Here is a 16440-nt window from a genome sequence, read left to right on the forward strand (position 1 = left end):
GGTCAGGCCGCCTTGCGGTATTCGTACTCGGCGCAGGGGTGGGCGGCGGGCGGGGTGACGTGGGTGAAGCGGCCGGCGATGCCGTCAAGGGCGAGGAATTCGGCCGACTCGGCGGCGGTGATGCCGTTGGCCTGGCGGGCCATCTCGGCGAGCACGACGGCGCGGGTGCGCTTGTCGAGGTTCTTGGCCTTGAGCTGTCCGGTGCGGATCTGTTCGGCCAGCTCGCGCGGGTGCACCTCGGTCCAGGTGCCGTGCAGGTAGCCGATGCCGCGGATGTCGTTGGCGCGCAGGCCGATCACGAAGCCGAGGGAGCCGGAGGTGACGGCGGAGGCGATCGCGGTTGCCTCGATCGGGGTGAGCATCAGGGGGTTCCTTTCTTTGTGTCAGCGGGTGGTGGTTCGGGCGGTTCGCGCCGAGCCCCGGGCCGGGCAGGAGGTCCGGGGATCAGCGCCAGCCGGCCGATCAGGCGGCGATCAGTTCCGGGTCGGTGGGCGCCCACTCGGGCGAGGGGTGCAGGTCGTGCAGGTGGCGCCAGACCTCGAACAGCGCGCCGGAGGGCAGGCGCAGCACGGCCGCGAGCTGCCGGTACGGCGGGGTGGAGTGGGTCATCTCGTCACCGAGGAGCACCACGGCGCCGAGCGCGTCGGCCCAGGTACGGATGGCGTCGATCGCCTCGATGTCGTTTCCGAGGTGGGAGAGCTGGGCCTTTCCGCGCAGCCCGCCGTGGATGTCCGGGCTGGCGTCGATGGCGTGGATCTCGGGCAGCGCGGCCAGGTCGAGGCCGGCGAGCACGTCGGCGACCTCGCGCAGCACGGCGAGCAGGCCCACGGACTGAGGGGTGTTCATCAGGGCGTTTCCTCTCTACGGGTGGTAGGGCTGAGCAGCGGTCTTGGTCGGGACGTCCCGGGCGATGCCGTCGCCGAAGCAGGCGAGGCACACCCCGAGCTGACCCTTGATCGAGCGGCGGGAACGGGTTACGACCTGCTCGGTCTCTCCGGTGCCGTCGCAGGCCGGGCACGGCTCGTGAGCTGCGGCGACGGTCTTCGGCTTGCGCGGCATGACGTTCCTTCCGGGGTGTTCGGGGACGGGTGTGGCTAGGGTCAGGGCTCGGTGAACCGTGACCAGCGGGTTTACGGGGAGGTGGTTAGGCTGTTAGCGCGTCGTCGTCGACGGCGTGAAGGCCTCGGATGGCGTACTCGATCAGGGCGAGCGGGTCGGCGACCAGGTGCGCAGTCGCCTCGGCGAGCGCGATCGTGTCTGCGTCGCTGGTGAACGGGTTACGTACGAGGGTGTAGCCGGAGCGGCCCTCGGCGAGCACGGTCATCACGCCAATGAACGCCGGGTCTTGCAGCCGGCGCGGGTGCGCGTGCGGATAGTCGGCGATGTCCTCACCGAGCGCGGCTTTCGCTGCCTCTGTGGAGCGCTGGGCGAAGGACATCGCGATCTGGCAGGCGTCACGGATCGAGGTCGGAACCGCCTCGCCGGTCGGCTTCTGCGTCAGGAACATCAGCTGAATACCAAGGGCACGACCCATCCGCACCATGTCACCGCACATGCGGATCATCTCGCGTACGAGCTTGTCCCGCGTGACCGAGGCGTCATCCCTCAGCTTGGACTCGAACAGGAACCAGTGCGCCTCATCCATGATCAGCTTGATGAATGGCCATGCGGTGACCGGAGCGCCGTCCCAGAAGTTCTTACGCCCCAGGACGGCGCGGATCTGATCCTGCCTCGTCTCGAACAGCGTGTAGACCTTCGAGATGACCCGGTGCGCGTCCTCGATCGAGGCGCCGGCGTAGAGCCAGGCGCGCAGGGCGAGATCTTCGAGCTCATAGCCCTTGCCGTCGATCAGCGCGAACTGGACGTGGGGGCAGGGTGCGAGTTTGGCGAACCGGTGGCGCACGAGCGCGGTCTTACCGGTGCCGGACAGCCCGCCGACGATGATTCCGGAGACGTTCGCGGTCCGGACGCTCACGGGAGCGGCGTACCGGTCGTGCCCGAGTTCCCAAGCCCGCAGGTCCACCACGTCATCAGGCGACGGGGTGAAGCTGGTCCGGTTCCGCAGCGCATCCTTGAGCGTCACGCGCAGCCGCAGCCGGCCCGGCTTGCCCGGGGAGACCGAGACGAACCGCACCCGCCACGCGTTGGCCAGGTCATCACAGGCCCGCTCGAACGCCTCGAGCCCGAGCTTGCCCACGGCGCGCACCTCGACCTGGACGCCCCCGGGAATCGGGGTGACCTTGATACGCGGTACCAGGATCTTCTCGCTCCGGTGCGCCCGCAGTTCCTCAACCAACGGCACCTCCGCGCCGACCTTCGCACCGTGCACCGCCTGGAACAGACCCACCCGCACCGCGGTACGACGCCAGGTCGCGCGGATACGCCACGCCTTGCGCAGCACCGCCTGCCGATCGCGGTCCGACAGGACGTAGCGAGTTGCGGAGGTCACGGCCACAGCGGCCGGCGGCGCGGCGGTTACTGCGCCGAAGAGCGCGAGAGCTTCCACGAGCGCACCTCCCCGACCACGAACAGCACCAGAAACCGCACGAGCTTGTAGGCGAGACGCACCAGCACGGCCACCGAGGCGGCGATGTCCTTGACCCACGCGTACGCCGGGTGGCGCACCAGGCGCCGCGCGAGGGTAAGCGCGGCGACCGGAGCGACGACGACAACCAGCAGAGTCCCCACGTCGATCAGCCCTTGACCAGAGACAGGGCGGCGGCGCGGTACATGTACCAGGCCTTGCCGTTCTTCACGTCCGTGACCAGGGTCAACCCGGTCGCCTTGACCATCGAACCCATCTTCACTTCCTCGGCCATGCCGGTCACCGGCACCGTCACCCGCATCGTCAGCGGCTGACCGTCGTCGGTCGGCATCACCAGCGGCACGTCCATCAGCGGCGCACCGGTCGCCCGGTCCACAGCCGGCTGACCGACGTTCGCCCGGTCCATCTGCGGGGTAGCCGGGCCGACCGCCAGCAGCGTCCGGGAGTTGTCCATCGGAATGATCAGCATTCTGGTTCCTCCATGCGAGATGTGAGATCGGAAATCACGAGGCGGAGCATGTGCGATGCTGAACGAGACCCCCGACCGCATCGCGGCGGAGGGAAGAGCCCGGGTGGCGGCGGTCTGTTCTTGGCGGAAGGGAACGCCGCCCCCCGGGTGCCTGCTGCTATCGGAGCCAGCGCCGCGCGGTGTTGTCCGCGATCCGCGCGCGCTGACCGTCCCCGACGTTCTCGTTGATCCGGGTCCGCTGGGCCACCTGCTCAGCGGTGATGCGCTCGTCAGCAGTGGCTTCGACGACCAGACGACGGGCCATGTAAACACCCTCCTAGGGAAGAGCCCGGGACTCTGGCCGTCTGTTCTTGGCGGAAGGGAAGACCATGGATCCCGGATGCGAGTCCTACAGACAAGTACCTCTGTAGTCCTTTATAGGAGTTGCCTGAAAGCCTGTCAAGGACTCCTGTATAGGAGATTTTGAGGGCTAGTCGGCGGGGAGCTCGTAGGAGAGAACGAACAGGTCAGCAGTCATGACCGTGTCACACACCTCAACGGGCGTACCGTCCGTGTCGTACGCCGTCCTCAGCACCCGCATCACGGGTGTTCCAGCGGCCAGGTGAAGAGCCCTTGCCTCATCAGGTAGAGGCATGCGCGCCGTGACGTCCTCGGTGAACTTTCCGAGGCGGTGACCGGTCTCTTCAATCCGTGCGTAGATCCCACCAGGCCCCGGGTACTGCTCAGTCATCTGAGTGCCGTCGGCGATTGACCAGGGGATGTACGACGTAGCGATCTCCATCGGCGTGCCGCTGTGAAGGTAGCGCCGGCTGCGCACGAGGACCGTAGAGCCAATAGGCACGCTGAGGCGTTCGGCGATCTCGTCGGGTGCAACATCCGGTCCGACCTTCGAGACCTCTACGTCGTGCTTGATGCCCTGCGCCTCAGCATCCACCGTGTACGCAGCCTTACCCGCATCGCGATGGGCCCTCAGGAACCGATTGGATGCCTTCCGCTGCATCGGCGGCCGCGCTCGAACGAACACACCTTTCCCATGCTCAGCGATGATCAGGCCCTCGGCTCGGAGCACATTGAGCGCGTTCCTGACTGTGCCCTGAGCAACCCCGAACGAGCGGATCAGTTCAGACTCGCTGGGGATCTTCGCCCCGGGAGCAAGTTCCCCACTGCCGACAGCGGCACGGATGGCATCGGCGATCTGCTTGTACGCCGGCCGATCGCTTGTGGGGTCGATTGTCGTCAGCATGGAACTCCTCACTCCTGTAGTGGAGTATACGCTGGAGCTATGAGACCGGAACCCTCGCCGAAGCACTCGGTCAGCGTTGCAGCAGCCGTCATCGATGGCACAGGTCGAGCGCTCGCTGTGCAGCGCCGAGACAACGGGACGTGGGAGCCTCCAGGCGGAGTGCTCGAGCTAGGCGAGTCGATTCCGGAAGGCCTCGCCCGCGAGGTCCTCGAAGAGACCGGCTTGACCATCGAGGCGGAGTCAGTCTCCGGCGTCTACAAGAACATGAAGCACGGCATTGTGGCGATCGTCTTCCGTTGCCACGTCACTGGCGGGAAGCTCCGCGCGAGCGATGAGACGACGGCCTTCGCGTGGCTCGAACCCAACGAGATCAAGCAGCGCATGAACGAGGTCTTCGCCGTGCGAGTCCTGGACGCGTACGAAGCAGACGGGCCGAAGGTCCGCAGCCACGATGGCGTGAACCTGCTGCCGCGGTGATGGGCTAGAACTTTCTCTACAAGGATCAAGGCGCGCCGTTCCGTCGCGCGGCCCCGTCCCCCTGGTTCCGCCGGCCGGAAAGATCAGGGCGGGCAAAGACGGGTGGGGTGGGTTCGCGCTGGGGGCAGGCGACCACGCGGTGAGGCAACGGCAGACAGCGAAGAATACGGGCACCAGGCCCGCCGCCCGGGTCGGCCGGCGAGGCCATGAATGCTCAAGCGTCACCGCTCAGAACCTCGAGAACCGACACGCCAGGACCGGGCTGTGTGGCCACTCCCAGGGCTTGCACCGAGCCCACGCCGTCAGACTGCGTGATCGAGTTTGATGGGTCTTCCCCTGCCTCTGAAGGAGCCAAGGGAGCGGTCGAGGCCTTCACGAAGCCCTCAGCACATCCCCACGGGATGCACTGGCCCGCGCTCGCCCGGGCGCCTGCGTTCCGCGCGCCCGGCGGCGCGGCCAGCACCCAGGAAGAACCTGGACGCCGGAAGCCGACCACCCCGCACCAGAATGCGGGAACCCACACCCTCATCGCCGCCACAGCAAGCCACGAACGCCCCAGAAACCACACCCCCAAACCAGACCCGACGACCACGAACCCAACCAGGAACACCGACCCCACGACAACCAGCTACCAGCACCAGCAGGTACCGAGGATCGGCGAACAAGCAAAAGGAACGAAGGGATAAGCAGGGGGAGTTGCGCTGGGGGAGCCCTGGTCTTTCCGGCCGGCGGAACCAGGGGGACGGGGCCGCGCGACGGAACGAGGCGCCTTGGCCCTCTTCGAGCACGAACCCAGCCACCACCGAGCCAACTTCCTCCAGCTGCACCCCGTCACCGTCCCGGACACTCACACCCGCGGCGAACTCACGCACGTGGCCGGAGAGAGCGAAAAGCAACGCCTCCGGCGGGCCACCTCGGGGATGATTCAACGGGTCAGGCTGCGGTCTGTGGGTGGTGGCGGGGCTGCTCGGATCATCCCCGCGGACGCCACCCGGAGGGCTGCCAGACGCCGGCCAACACGTCAAGACGAAAAGCATGTCTTGACGCGCCGACCACCGCCCGGCAGAACAGGAGTTTGCCGCCCCCGGGGATGATCCGAGCAGCCCCGCTCTATCGGTGAAGTAGATCGCAAGTGATTTAATACATGAAGCTGACTCCAAGCGGCAGTCTATAACGATACGGTTACAGATTTTCTCGCATGCAAGCGACTTTGTGAGATGGGCTGAACTTATTCAGTCGCACGCAGTCGGAGTTGATTTGAATCAACTATAAACGTGCAGGTCAAGCCCACTATAGGTTGCACGCGTGCAACTTTCTTGCTTGGCATACCAAGCCCGGGCACTGAGTTCACTCAGCAATCCGGCGACGTGCGGCAGAGTTGCCAAACTGATACCTTCTGGCGAGCGGCAGGCCGCGCAAAAAAGGCGGCCCTCTGTTGGACCAGAGAGCCGCCACGCACCCGTATGCCCTTAGCAGAGAGATAGGAGTGCTTCCATGAGGGTACCCGTTTTGGCACGTCCTGGCGACAAGCGGCCTCGCCGCCGTATCGCGTTCGGCCTCACCGGAGGCGTGGTCGCTTCCACCGCGTGTGCCGCTGTGTGGCCGCAGGCTGGCACGCCGGTTTTGGTCGCCCTTACGGCGTCCGGCGTGGCCCTCACGGGCTGGCTCGTGTGCCTCACGAGGGGCACACAAGGCGAGTAGCAGTACCGCAGCGGAGTACAGCAACAGGCTCGACGATCGGCGGCAAAGACCGACGCTAGAGAGTTCGGCGTGCTGATGTAGCTTCTACGGTGGTTGAAGGTCCAGGCCGGTCTTCGCGAGGAGGCCGGCCAGCGTCCGGGGTCGGTACTGCAGACGTCGTAGGTGTGTCTTGACCAGGGATGTCAGGGCCTCGATAAGGCCATACAGACTGACACCAACGGCTGACACCAACTGCAGCGAACGGCGGCGAATAGCCGCAGGTCAGCAGGACCGTGAATCGGTGTCAGGGATCACATCGGCGCAGGTCGGCGCATTCGTATAGGCAGCTGGCAGCTAAATGCGCGGTCGGCAAAAGGCTGTGGAGCCAGAATGGGAGACTGGTGAACTGGGCAGCAGACTCCTACGACTTTGGCAGGGCCGCGCTCACGGCTTCAGGCAGCTTGGACAGCCACAGCTCATAGCGCCACTTCAGAGCTTCACGATGGGGCCTCCTGTCGAGGCCGCGTATGTGGGGACAGGTGATCCCGAGATCTTCGATCGACGGCCCGTGAGGGCGCACGACGACGTCTAGTGTGTCAGGGTCGATGGCGAAGAGGTGAGCATCGAAAGCGCGGTGAAGAGCTGCGTTGAGCGGCAGGCCGTTTCTGGGATCGCTCGAGCCGTGGTCAGCCACTGGTCGAAGGTGGGCGGCATCGAGCATTTCTGTCACTGCTACGCCCGACAGAGGGCACCGAGGTCCATAGCGCTGCAGCACTCGAAACTTGAATCTGCGCTGGTCAGGACGATTGATGACGTTGCGTGCGACGCGCCGACGGGGGTCAGCCTGCAGCAAAAAGGGCTCCTCGTCCGAATGATCCTCGGACAGGATCTGGCTCGGAGGTGCATTGCCGACCGTGACGAGGAACGTCTTTGCCTGGTCATCCCAGCCTTCAACCCACGCCAGACGAACTGAGCGCACGGTGGAGCCGATCGTCGGATAGGCAATCATGAAGATTGGTAGTCCGAGCCGCCCGGCGGTTTTGGTGGCTTCGACTTCGGCTCGATCACGGCCCTGGACGCGGTTCGTGGATGGGTAGTGGTAGATCACGCCGTCGTCGCTGATGTCGTCTGGATAGTGCGAGCCCGTGTGGAGAATCCCGACGGTGATTGCCGAGGGTGCTGCGCTTGGGCCGGCAGGCAACTCGATGTGCTTTGTCCGCGCCGAGTCGGTCCAGATGCCCTGTTGGGGCTTGTAAGCGCCATATGCATGCAGTGCCTGAGGCGGAACGGCGTCGAGGTTGTAGTTGGCCTCGAGCTGGCTCCACACAGCGAAGCGCCAGGCGCGCTCTTCCTCGAGGTCTTTCGGCTTGGTATCCAGGACGAAGAAGCCGGCGTGCTGGAGGGCTGCATTCGCCGCGGCAACGCCACCGCTGAAGTCTTCGCTCGTCAATGGCTTGCGGTCGGGGAACTGCAGGTTGTGGGCAACTCCTGCGACGGCCTTCGCGTCGTAGCGAGCGCCGTTGTGAATCAGGTAGTAGCGAGTAGACGGGCCGAAGTAGTGAGTGGCGAGGAACGCGTCGCGGCCACGGTCGTCGAAATCTGTGAGGGCGCGGAGCACAGCTTCGCGATCGCTCAGGTCCAGTATTCCCACTAGCTCACTCCCCTTGACGCTCTGGGTCTACAGACATCGTAGATGCCGCCGCCGACAGCGGGCGGAGGACTGGCGCCGTCGGCTGAAGTCAGCAGAGAGTCAGCGAAACGCCCAACAGCAGCCGACAACAGACGACAGTGCACGGTGCCCGACCAGCAGGGGAGAGGGCCAGCCGGTACTAGCCGACATCGCCCGACACGGCGGTACGGCCCTCTCAAGGCAGTAGCGCGGGTTCGAATCCCGTCGGGGCTACCAGCAGGAAACGCAGATCAGGCCACCTCGCCAGAGGTGGCCTGAAGTGTTTTCAGGGGTCGCTACTCCGACTTCTCGGCCAAGGCGGAGCTCGTGAGGGGTCGCGGCAGTCGGCGGCGATCTCATGGCGGTGACCGTGGACTTCATGCCGAACGGGGAGCTGCGGCTGGATGCGCGGCCGTTGGCTGTCACGGGCCGTCAGACGTGAGCTCCGGGTTGGCCGGCGTGCCCGGCGCGTGTTCGGAGGCCGCCTCCTCCTCTGAGGGCTGAAGCGCGGTCAAGGCCTCGGCGTCGGACGGGGAGGCCGGGAGGAAGACGACGAGGTGGCGGGATGGGTCGTCGGCTACGGAGAGCTTGGTGTAGCTGAGGTCGATTCGGCCGGCGCGGGGGTGGTCGAAGCGCTTGGTTTTGGGGCTGAAGGCTTGGATGGCGTGCTGCGACCACATGGCGGTGAACTCGGGGCTGGCTTGGTGCAGGGCGCTGATCAGGGCGGCGGTGCGGGGGTCTTGCGGGTGGCGGGCGGCGGCAGCGCGGAATTGGCCGAGGATGCCTTCGGTTTCCTGGCGCCAGTCGAGTAGCAGCTTGCGCATCGATTCGCGGGTGAACAGGAGCCATATGGTGTTGCGGGCCGGGTCGGGGAGATCGTCGAGGCCGCCGATGAGGGCCGCGTACGGGCGGTTGTAGGCCAGCAGGTCCCAGCGGGAGTCGATCACGTGGGCCGGGTTCGGTTCCAACGCCTCGAGTAGTGCCTGCAGCGTTGCGTCGACTCCTGCCGGTTCTGGCGGCTCTTCGGGGAGGGCGGCACCCGCGAGCGTGTACAGGTGGCGTCGCTCGGCCGGGGTGAGGCGCAGTGTGCGGGCGAGGCTTTCGAGCACTTGGCGGCTGACGGTGATGTCGCGGGCTTGCTCGAGCCACGTGTACCAGGTCACGCTCACGCCTGCGAGTTGGGCGACCTCTTCGCGGCGGAGCCCTGGCGTGCGCCGACGGGTGGACGCGGTGAAGCCGGCTTCCTGCGGCGAGAGCGCTTCTCTCCGGGCCCTGAGAAAGCTCGCGAGCAGTGACCGTTGCGTCATGCCCTCCATCGAAGCGCACTCTCCCCGAGTCGTCCTGGTAGCGGTTATACCAGCATAACTGCGCCTCTGTACCAGCTTACTGCGACGCGGGACGCTCGAAGCATGACCGCGAACGCGTCCGTCGACCGCCGCTCCCTGAACCGCTCTGACAACGACCGCTCCGCCAACGACCTGTCCGGCAGGCCCAGACCAGCCCCGGACCGACCGGCGTCCGATCGCAGCTGGATCCTGCCGGTCGCGGTCCTCGCGCTCGGCACCTTCGCGATGGGCACCGACTCCTTCGTGCTGGCCGGGATCCTGCCGCAGATCTCGCTCGGCCTGCACACGTCGGCGGGCACGGCCGGGCAGGTCATCACCGCCTTCGCCCTCACCTACGGGTTCGCGGCGCCGTTTCTGTCCGCCGCGACCGGACGGATGCCACGCAAGCCGCTGATGGCTGTGGGGCTCGGCTTGTTCGTCCTGGCGAATCTGGGCTCGGCTTTCGCGCCGTCGATCAGTGTGCTGCTGGCCGCTCGGGTGGCGGCGGGGCTGGGTGCGGCGTTGTATACGCCGAACGCTTCGGCGGCTGCTGCCGCACTGGCCGGGCCTGCCCGTCGCGGCCGTGCGCTGGCCGTGATCCTCGGCGGCCTCACCGTCGGCACGGTCTTCGGCGTGCCCGTGGGCACGGCCATCGGCCAGCACGTGTCGTGGCGCGCCTCGCTGGTTTACGTCGCGGTGGTGGGGGCCGTCGCCTTGCTGGGGCTTCTCGCGGTCCTGGCCGCGCCGCCGCTTCCGCCTGTGGTGCCGATGTCGGAGCGCCTGCGCGTCTTCACGAACCGCCGGGTGATCAGGTACGTCGTGTTCATGACGCTCGCCAGCGGCTCGAGCATCATGGTCTACACCTACATCGCCGACGTGCTCGCCACCACGGCGCACGTCACGGGCGCGGCACTGGCTGTGATGCTGCTGCTTTGGGGCATCGGCGGGACGGCCGGCGCGTTCGGCAGTGGCTGGCTGGCGGACCGCTGGGGCGCCGACCGGACGCTGACACTCGCCATCAGCGTGCTGGCCGCTTCGCTGGGCCTGCTGACGGTCGCGGACGACGCAGTGATGGCGGGCTTGGTCATGCTGGCCAACGGCGCTGCGGCTTGGGCGGTGTCCACGCCCAACAACCACCGGCTGATCACGCTGGCGCCCGATCTTCCCGGCGTGGTGATCTCGTTCAATTCCGCAGGCATCTATCTAGGTCAAGCGCTCGGCGCCGGTATCGGCGGTCTGCTGCTCGACGGCGGTATCGGTGCGCGGGGACTGTGCTGCGCTTGTGTGGGGGTCGCGGTGGCGGCCGGAGCATTGCAGCTGAGTGAGACCGCGAGCCGAGGTCACGTTTCCGTAAAGATGTAGAAGCCTGACGTGTTGCGGTCTCCGATTACCGGTGAAGAGACGAGGAAAGCGACGACCCGGGAGGGCTGCGGCAGTGTTCGGTTTCAAACGGGACTTGGGTTTCTGGCAGCTCACTGCGATCGGCCTGGGCGGGGTGATCGGCTCGGGCTGGCTGCTCGGTGCGCTCTACGCGGCCAACGCCGCCGGGCCGGCCTCGCTGATCACCTGGGTGGTCGGCGGCTTGGCGCTGCTGGTGATCGCGCTGGTGATGGTGGAGCTCGGGGGCAGTCGGCCGATGTCCGGCGGGCTGGTGCGCTGGCCGTTCCTGAGCAGTGGACGGCTGGTGGCCACGCTGGTGGGCTGGGGTATCTGGATCGCCTACGCGACCACCCGCCGTCCGAGGCCGCGGCCATGCTGCAGTACTCGAGTGCGCACGTCAAGCACGTCTATGAGAACGGCCAGCTCACCGCGTTGGGCATTGTCATCGCCGTCGTCCTCATGGTGTTGATGGTCGTGGCGAATTGGTTCGGTGTTCTGCTGTTCGCGCGGGTGAACCTCGCGGTCACGATCGCCAAGTTCGTCATTCCGACACTGACCGTGATTCTCCTGGCCACGGCCGGATTCACCAGTTCGAACTTCTCGGCACACGGCGGGTTCGCACCGTACGGCTATTCGGCGCCGCTTTCGGCGATCGCGACGGCGGGCATCATCTACGCCTACACCGGGTTCCAGGGTCCGCTGGACGTCTCCGGTGAAGCCCGGGACGCCAAGCGCGACATCCCGCGGGCCGTGATCACGGCGCTGATACTCTCGATCCTGCTCTACGTCGCCCTCGAGCTCGTCTTCCTCGGCACGGTGAAGGTCGGCGGTGGCGGGTGGGCCGGGATCAACCTCACTTCGCCCTACGCGCAGCTCGCGGTGATGCTGAACCTGTCTTGGTTCTCCTGGGTGCTCTACGCCGACTCGATCGTGTCGCCCGGCGGTTCGGCGCTGGTGTTCACCGCTGCGACCAGCCGCGAGGTCTACTCGCTCAGCCGCAACCGCTTCCTGCCGGAGTGGTTCGCGCAGGTCGACGGGCGTTCCGGGGTGCCGCGTCGGGCGCTGGTGGCGAACTTCGCGGTCGGGCTGGTCTTCCTGCTCACGCTGCACTCGTGGCACAAGATCATCGCGGCGACGAGCATCCTGGGTCTGTTCGCCTACTCCATCTCGGCGATCAGCGTGGCCGGGTTCGGCCGGGCCGAGCCGGAGCGTCAGGCCGGCTGGGTGCGCGGGAGCCGGCTGCTCGCGCCGCTCGGCTTCGTGCTGGCGACGCTCATCTTCTACTGGGCCGGCTGGGCCGAGCTGAAGATAGCGATCCCGGTGCTGCTGGCCGCGATCCTGGTCTACGTCGGCGACGGCATCAAGCGCGGGTTCGAGGTCGCGGATCTGTGGCGCGGCGTCTGGCTGCTGGTCTACCTGGGCGCGCTGCTGCTTGTGTCGTACTTCGGCGCGACGGCGTTCGGCGGCGACAACGACGTGCGCGGGCCTTGGGACTCCGTCGTCGTCGCGGTGATCGGTGTGGCCGGTTATGTCGCGGGTGTGTACAGCTCGGTCTCGCACCTCAAGGCGCACCCGTCGGCGGAGAGCGAGCCGGAGGCGGAGGCGGTGGAACTGGCGGCGTCCTGAGCGCGCTCTCGGAGACCGGTCGGCCACGGCGGCCGGGGAGCGGTAGTAGTACCGCCCCAACCGATCTCCAACCCGATCTCCAACCGGATCTCCACCCTCGGCTCGACGCGCTCCACCCGGGCCCCGCCCTACCGTTCCCACTGTCGGCGGGTTCCGTCGACGCGGGCTCAGTGGAGGGAACCGGCCGTGTCCGTCATCAGCATCCTGGCCGTCGTCGGGATCATCGTGTACGTCGTCATCCGGCAGACCCAGGGCGAGATGTTGCGCGCGAGGAGGGCGATCCTGCTTCCGGTGGTTCTGACGGTGGTCGGTTTCACCGATCTGCGCTCGGCCCAGGAGCACCACTTCCAGAGCGTCGACATCCTCTGGCTCACGATCGGGTGCGTCGGATCCGCGTTGATCGGATTCGCCTTCGGCGCGATCACCCGGCTGGAATCGCGCGACGGCTACCTGTGGGCGAGACTCCCGCTGACCGGACTGTGGTTGTGGGGCGCGTTGCTGGTCTGGCGCGGGCTCGTCATGGTGCTCGCCGGCTCGATGCACGCGCACGTCGCGGCCTCGGCGTCGACGTTGCTGTTCAGCCTCGGGGTCAACCGGCTCGCACAGGCCGCGGTGATCGTGCCGCGGGCGCTCGCGACGGGCGTGCCGTTCGCGCCGGAGGAGGGCGGGGCCGGCCTTCTCGGCGGCCTGCTCGACGGCGGCCCGGCTCGTGATCGCCGCCGATGAGCCGCCGACGCCATACTGAGATCATGCTGCTCGCCGTATGGTTCGCCCGCATCGTCGGGCTGGTCCTGCTCGGCGGCCTGACTTTCCTCAATCCGCCCACGTCGGCGGAGGGTCCGCTCACGCAGCAGACGGCCTACGTCGTCGCCGTGCTGGGCGTGATCGGGTGGGCGTCCGTCGCCGTGCCGTGGAGCCGTTTGCCGGAACGCTTCGGTGTGCCGGTCCTGATCGGCTCGCTGGGTACGGTCGCCGTCGCCGCCTGCGTCGGGGCGTCGGCGGGTGGCGCGGGGGACGTGCTGATCATCCTCGCCGCCACCGCGATGATGCACGCGGGCAGCGAGCTGCGGGGTCGGGCGACCATCGGCATCGGTGTCGCGTCCGCGCTGGCCACGGACATCGGCGGGCTCGCCTTTCATCAGGGTGCGGCCACGCTGCTCGGCGTCCCGCTGCTGATCTTGAGTGGCGCGCTCTTCGGCCGTCAGCGCACCGCCTATCGGGTACAGGCCGAGCAGGCGGCCGCGTTGCTCGCTCAGCACGAACGGCTGCGGGTGCAGCAGCGTCGGGCCGATGTGCTCGACGAGCGCGCTCGGATCGCCCGGGAGATCCACGACGTGCTCGCGCACTCGCTCGGCGCGCTGAGCATCCAGATCCAGACCGCACAGGTGTACTTCGCCGACCTCGATGATCCGCGGCGCGGGCTCGATGCGCTGACCACCGCGCAGCGGATGGCGGCCGAAGGGCTGACCGAGACCCGCCGCGCGGTCTTGGCGTTGCGCTCGGATACGCTGCCGCTGAACGAGGAACTCGCCCGGACGGCCGCGCAGCACGCCGCGGTCTACGGCGTATCGGTGCGCTGCGAAACCGAGGGTGCGCCGCGGCCGGTGCCGCCGGACGCGACCGTCGCGCTGATGCGCACGGCCCGTGAGTCGCTGGTCAACGCGGCGAAGCACGCCACCGGCCACAGCGTCGACATCCGTCTGGTCTACGCGCCCGACCGGCTGCGGATGACGATCGCGAACGATCTCGACGAGGAGGGCGACGTGGCGGGGGACGGGTCCGCACCGCGGCGACCGCAGACCGTCGACGCCGGATACGGTTTGACCGGGATGCACGAGCGGTTGCGGCTGCTGCGCGGTACCCTCGACGCCGGCGTGCGCGGCGGCGAGTGGGTGGTCGCGGCCGAGCTTCCCTTCGCCCAGTCGCCGAGCCCGGAGGTCGCCATCCGATGAACGAACCCGGCAGGATGCTGCGCATCATCGTCGCCGATGATCAGGCCAGCGTCCGCGAGGGGCTCGTGGTGTTGCTCGGCGCACTACCGGATATCGAGGTGGTGGCGTCGGCGGCGGACGGCAGGCAGGCGGTCGAACTCGTCGCGCAGCACCGGCCGGACGCGATCCTGCTCGACCTGCACATGCCCGTGCTCGACGGCATCGAGGCGACGAAACTGCTGGTCGCCGAGCATCCGCAGGTCGCCGTGGTGGTGCTCACGACGTACCTCGACGACACGTCCGTCATGGACGCCTTGCGGGCGGGTGCGCGCAGCTATCTGACGAAGGACGCCGACCGCAAGGACATCGCGCACGCGCTGCGGGCCGCGGCCGACGGCCTCGCCGTGTTCGATCCGCGCGTGCACGCCACCTTGCTCAATGCCGCTTCGGGTTTCGGTGCCGAACGCGACGACGAAGACGCCCTCGGCGAGCCGGCCGGCGGCCAGGCCGCGCCGGACGGTCTGACCCAGCGGGAAGCCGAGATCCTCGGCCTGGTCGCGAAGGGCCTGACGAATCCGGAGATCGCCGACCGGCTGTTCGTCAGCACGCTCACGGTCAAGTCGCACGTCAACCGGATCTTCTCGAAGACCGGCTCGCGCGACCGTGCCGCGGCCATCGGCTACGCCTACCGCCACGGCTTGGCGGAATGACCTGATCGACCGGAATGTCCGGTGGTTTTCACCCGGCCGTGGCGCAATCCCGACCCACACGCTACGGTTTGCCGGAAGATCAGGTCATGGCGCACGATTGAGTAGGGTTGGGGAGCAGGTGCGAGGCACGTCAGAGATCGACGACACGGCCGGCGGAGTGCAGTCCGAGCCGGAGTCGGTCCCGACCCGCGCCGCGGCTTCGGCGCCGGCGGCCGCCCGGCGCGCGGATCGCCCGCTGTGGCTCGCCTCGCTGCTGGCCGCGCTTCCGGCCTGGGTGCTCGCGCACGTGCTGGTCCTGGCGATGCAGGACTACGCCGAGCGCCGCGACCCGCCGTTCGCGGCCCAGATGCCCGGCCGCGACCAGATCCACCACGTCTTCGATGCGCTCTTCACCTGGGACACCGCCTGGTACAGCGGCATCGCCGAGCACGGATACACCGGTGTGCCGAGCGACGGCATCCGGTTCTGGCCGCTGCTGCCGCTGACCATCCGCTCCTTCGACCTCGTCGGGATCGGCGCACTCACCGGCGCGCTGGTGGTGTGCTGGGCGGCCTCGCTCGCCTTCGGCATGCTCATGTACCGGGTGGCCCTGGCCGTCGGCGGCGATGAGCCGACGGCACGCCGCGCGGCCTGGCTGAGCCAGCTCGCGCCGGGCGCCTTCGTGCTCGTGATGGGCTATACCGAGGCGCTGGCCGGGATGCTGGCCGCCGCGTTCCTGGCCTCGATTCTGCTCACCCGCCCCGGCGCGCTGCCCACGGCTCGCGCGACCTGGACGTGGTACGCGGTCGGCTTCGTCGCGGGCGTCGGCTCCGGCTTGGTCCGTCCCACCGGCTGGCTGCTGTGCCTGGCGGGGCTGGTCGAGGTGGTGGGAAACCGGCGCGACAGGCCGTCGGGCACGGCCGCGCGCCTCGCCGTCGCCGCGTCCCCGGTGGTGGGGCTGCTCATATTCTTGGGCTGGGTCAACGCCGAGTACCACGACTGGATGTTGCCGTACTCGACCCAGCGGGCCGCCAACCTGCGCGGTACCACGGCGGCGAACCCGTTCGATTCCGCGCTCCAGTCGATCAACCAGGGCGGCAACGGCGCGGGCGCGTTCACGCTGCTTCTGGTGATCGCTTCGATCGGGCTGCTGTGGGGGTCGGCCAAGCGGCTGCCGGTCTCGTTCACGGTGTGGGCCTTCGCAGGCCTCGCCGCGGTCATCACCGCCCCGCACTTCTCGTCCTTCGCCCGCTACTCGGCCGGTATACTCCCGCTGCTGCTCGTCGCGGCGATGCTCACGACCAAGCGCACAGCGTGGTGGTGGACGATCGGTTCGTCCGCCGCGCTGTGCGCCTACTTCGCGTTCCAAGCCTTCATCGGGATCTACATTCCCTGAACGGGGACGC

18 protein-coding genes and 1 pseudogene are annotated in these 16440 nt (G+C 67.8%); 8 read left to right on the forward strand and 11 right to left on the reverse strand.

What is annotated here, in order from left to right; all coding sequences use genetic code 11:
- Positions 1-2: 2 nt before the first annotated feature.
- The 8 genes from ACTRO_RS29430 to ACTRO_RS29460 form a co-directional block, all read right to left on the reverse strand.
- Positions 3-362 (reverse strand): hypothetical protein, encoded by a 360-nt coding sequence (locus tag ACTRO_RS29430; protein WP_034268268.1) that lies wholly within the window; start codon positions 360-362, stop codon positions 3-5.
- Positions 363-462: 100 nt separating this feature from the next.
- On the reverse strand, positions 463-846 hold the full coding sequence (locus ACTRO_RS29435; RefSeq protein WP_157436529.1) for a hypothetical protein: 384 nt from the start codon (positions 844-846) through the stop codon (positions 463-465).
- 15 nt (positions 847-861) lie between these two features.
- Entirely contained in the window at positions 862-1059 is a 198-nt protein-coding gene (locus ACTRO_RS29440) for a hypothetical protein (RefSeq protein ID WP_034268273.1), read from the reverse strand.
- 85 nt (positions 1060-1144) lie between these two features.
- Positions 1145-2449, reverse strand: a complete 1305-nt coding sequence (locus tag ACTRO_RS29445) for a hypothetical protein (RefSeq protein ID WP_157436530.1) — start codon at positions 2447-2449, stop codon at positions 1145-1147.
- A gap of 26 nt (positions 2450-2475) precedes the next feature.
- Entirely contained in the window at positions 2476-2688 is a 213-nt protein-coding gene (locus ACTRO_RS29450; RefSeq protein ID WP_034268275.1) for a hypothetical protein, read from the reverse strand.
- Between the two features lie 5 nt (positions 2689-2693).
- Entirely contained in the window at positions 2694-3014 is a 321-nt protein-coding gene (locus tag ACTRO_RS29455; RefSeq protein WP_034268277.1) for a hypothetical protein, read from the reverse strand.
- A gap of 157 nt (positions 3015-3171) precedes the next feature.
- The gene (locus tag ACTRO_RS47600; protein ID WP_157436531.1) at positions 3172-3318 is read right to left on the reverse strand and encodes a hypothetical protein; all 147 of its coding nucleotides are present in this window, start codon (positions 3316-3318) and stop codon (positions 3172-3174) included.
- 165 nt (positions 3319-3483) lie between these two features.
- Positions 3484-4257 (reverse strand): GntR family transcriptional regulator, encoded by a 774-nt coding sequence (locus tag ACTRO_RS29460; RefSeq protein ID WP_034268280.1) that lies wholly within the window; start codon positions 4255-4257, stop codon positions 3484-3486.
- A gap of 39 nt (positions 4258-4296) precedes the next feature.
- On the opposite strand from ACTRO_RS29460, the gene ACTRO_RS29465 reads away from it, so the two are divergent.
- The gene (locus ACTRO_RS29465; RefSeq protein ID WP_034268282.1) at positions 4297-4734 is read left to right on the forward strand and encodes an NUDIX hydrolase; all 438 of its coding nucleotides are present in this window, start codon (positions 4297-4299) and stop codon (positions 4732-4734) included.
- A gap of 1785 nt (positions 4735-6519) precedes the next feature.
- Here ACTRO_RS29465 and ACTRO_RS51520 read toward each other — a convergent pair.
- The 3 genes and pseudogenes from ACTRO_RS51520 to ACTRO_RS29485 all read right to left on the reverse strand — a co-directional run.
- A pseudogene (locus ACTRO_RS51520) lies at positions 6520-6630 on the reverse strand (IS630 family transposase); the annotation flags it as partial.
- Between the two features lie 205 nt (positions 6631-6835).
- Entirely contained in the window at positions 6836-8065 is a 1230-nt protein-coding gene (locus tag ACTRO_RS29470) for an HNH endonuclease (RefSeq protein ID WP_211244451.1), read from the reverse strand.
- A 440-nt stretch (positions 8066-8505) separates the two neighbouring features.
- The gene (locus ACTRO_RS29485) at positions 8506-9390 is read right to left on the reverse strand and encodes a helix-turn-helix transcriptional regulator (RefSeq protein ID WP_211244452.1); all 885 of its coding nucleotides are present in this window, start codon (positions 9388-9390) and stop codon (positions 8506-8508) included.
- Positions 9391-9492: 102 nt separating this feature from the next.
- Between ACTRO_RS29485 and ACTRO_RS29490 the strand changes: the two genes are divergently transcribed.
- The 7 genes from ACTRO_RS29490 (at position 9493) to ACTRO_RS29515 (ending at position 16430) form a co-directional block, all read left to right on the forward strand.
- A complete protein-coding gene (locus tag ACTRO_RS29490) occupies positions 9493-10770 on the forward strand; it encodes an MFS transporter (RefSeq protein WP_084316608.1) in 1278 nt (425 codons plus the stop codon).
- A gap of 133 nt (positions 10771-10903) precedes the next feature.
- Positions 10904-11257 (forward strand): amino acid permease, encoded by a 354-nt coding sequence (locus tag ACTRO_RS51525; RefSeq protein WP_425394891.1) that lies wholly within the window; start codon positions 10904-10906, stop codon positions 11255-11257.
- Positions 11161-12414, forward strand: coding sequence for an APC family permease (locus ACTRO_RS29495; protein WP_051451574.1), 1254 nt, complete (start codon positions 11161-11163; stop codon positions 12412-12414). Before ACTRO_RS51525 ends, ACTRO_RS29495 begins: the two co-directional genes overlap by 97 nt.
- A gap of 186 nt (positions 12415-12600) precedes the next feature.
- Entirely contained in the window at positions 12601-13140 is a 540-nt protein-coding gene (locus ACTRO_RS44110) for a DUF1453 family protein (RefSeq protein ID WP_051451575.1), read from the forward strand.
- A gap of 23 nt (positions 13141-13163) precedes the next feature.
- On the forward strand, positions 13164-14366 hold the full coding sequence (locus tag ACTRO_RS29505) for a sensor histidine kinase (RefSeq protein WP_051451576.1): 1203 nt from the start codon (positions 13164-13166) through the stop codon (positions 14364-14366).
- On the forward strand, positions 14363-15055 hold the full coding sequence (locus tag ACTRO_RS29510) for a response regulator transcription factor (RefSeq protein ID WP_034268285.1): 693 nt from the start codon (positions 14363-14365) through the stop codon (positions 15053-15055). Before ACTRO_RS29505 ends, ACTRO_RS29510 begins: the two co-directional genes overlap by 4 nt.
- A 118-nt stretch (positions 15056-15173) precedes the next feature.
- A complete protein-coding gene (locus ACTRO_RS29515; RefSeq protein WP_034268288.1) occupies positions 15174-16430 on the forward strand; it encodes a hypothetical protein in 1257 nt (418 codons plus the stop codon).
- Positions 16431-16440: the final 10 nt, after the last annotated feature.

This window comes from Actinospica robiniae DSM 44927, assembly GCF_000504285.1.
Taxonomy (GTDB): Bacteria; Actinomycetota; Actinomycetes; order Streptomycetales; family Catenulisporaceae; genus Actinospica; species Actinospica robiniae.

What these genes read in the sequence shown, in the direction of transcription:
- ACTRO_RS29430 (WP_034268268.1), bottom strand. Translation starts at nt 362, where the DNA reads ATGCTCACCCCGATCGAGGCAACCGCGATCGCCTCCGCCGTCACCTCC.
- ACTRO_RS29435 (WP_157436529.1), bottom strand. Translation starts at nt 846, where the DNA reads ATGAACACCCCTCAGTCCGTGGGCCTGCTCGCCGTGCTGCGCGAGGTC.
- ACTRO_RS29440 (WP_034268273.1), bottom strand. Translation starts at nt 1,059, where the DNA reads ATGCCGCGCAAGCCGAAGACCGTCGCCGCAGCTCACGAGCCGTGCCCG.
- ACTRO_RS29455 (WP_034268277.1), bottom strand. Translation starts at nt 3,014, where the DNA reads ATGCTGATCATTCCGATGGACAACTCCCGGACGCTGCTGGCGGTCGGC.
- ACTRO_RS47600 (WP_157436531.1), bottom strand. Translation starts at nt 3,318, where the DNA reads ATGGCCCGTCGTCTGGTCGTCGAAGCCACTGCTGACGAGCGCATCACC.
- ACTRO_RS29460 (WP_034268280.1), bottom strand. Translation starts at nt 4,257, where the DNA reads ATGCTGACGACAATCGACCCCACAAGCGATCGGCCGGCGTACAAGCAG.
- ACTRO_RS29465 (WP_034268282.1), top strand. Translation starts at nt 4,297, where the DNA reads ATGAGACCGGAACCCTCGCCGAAGCACTCGGTCAGCGTTGCAGCAGCC.
- ACTRO_RS29485 (WP_211244452.1), bottom strand. Translation starts at nt 9,390, where the DNA reads ATGACGCAACGGTCACTGCTCGCGAGCTTTCTCAGGGCCCGGAGAGAA.
- ACTRO_RS29490 (WP_084316608.1), top strand. Translation starts at nt 9,493, where the DNA reads ATGACCGCGAACGCGTCCGTCGACCGCCGCTCCCTGAACCGCTCTGAC.
- ACTRO_RS29495 (WP_051451574.1), top strand. Translation starts at nt 11,161, where the DNA reads ATGCTGCAGTACTCGAGTGCGCACGTCAAGCACGTCTATGAGAACGGC.
- ACTRO_RS29505 (WP_051451576.1), top strand. Translation starts at nt 13,164, where the DNA reads ATGCTGCTCGCCGTATGGTTCGCCCGCATCGTCGGGCTGGTCCTGCTC.
- ACTRO_RS29510 (WP_034268285.1), top strand. Translation starts at nt 14,363, where the DNA reads ATGAACGAACCCGGCAGGATGCTGCGCATCATCGTCGCCGATGATCAG.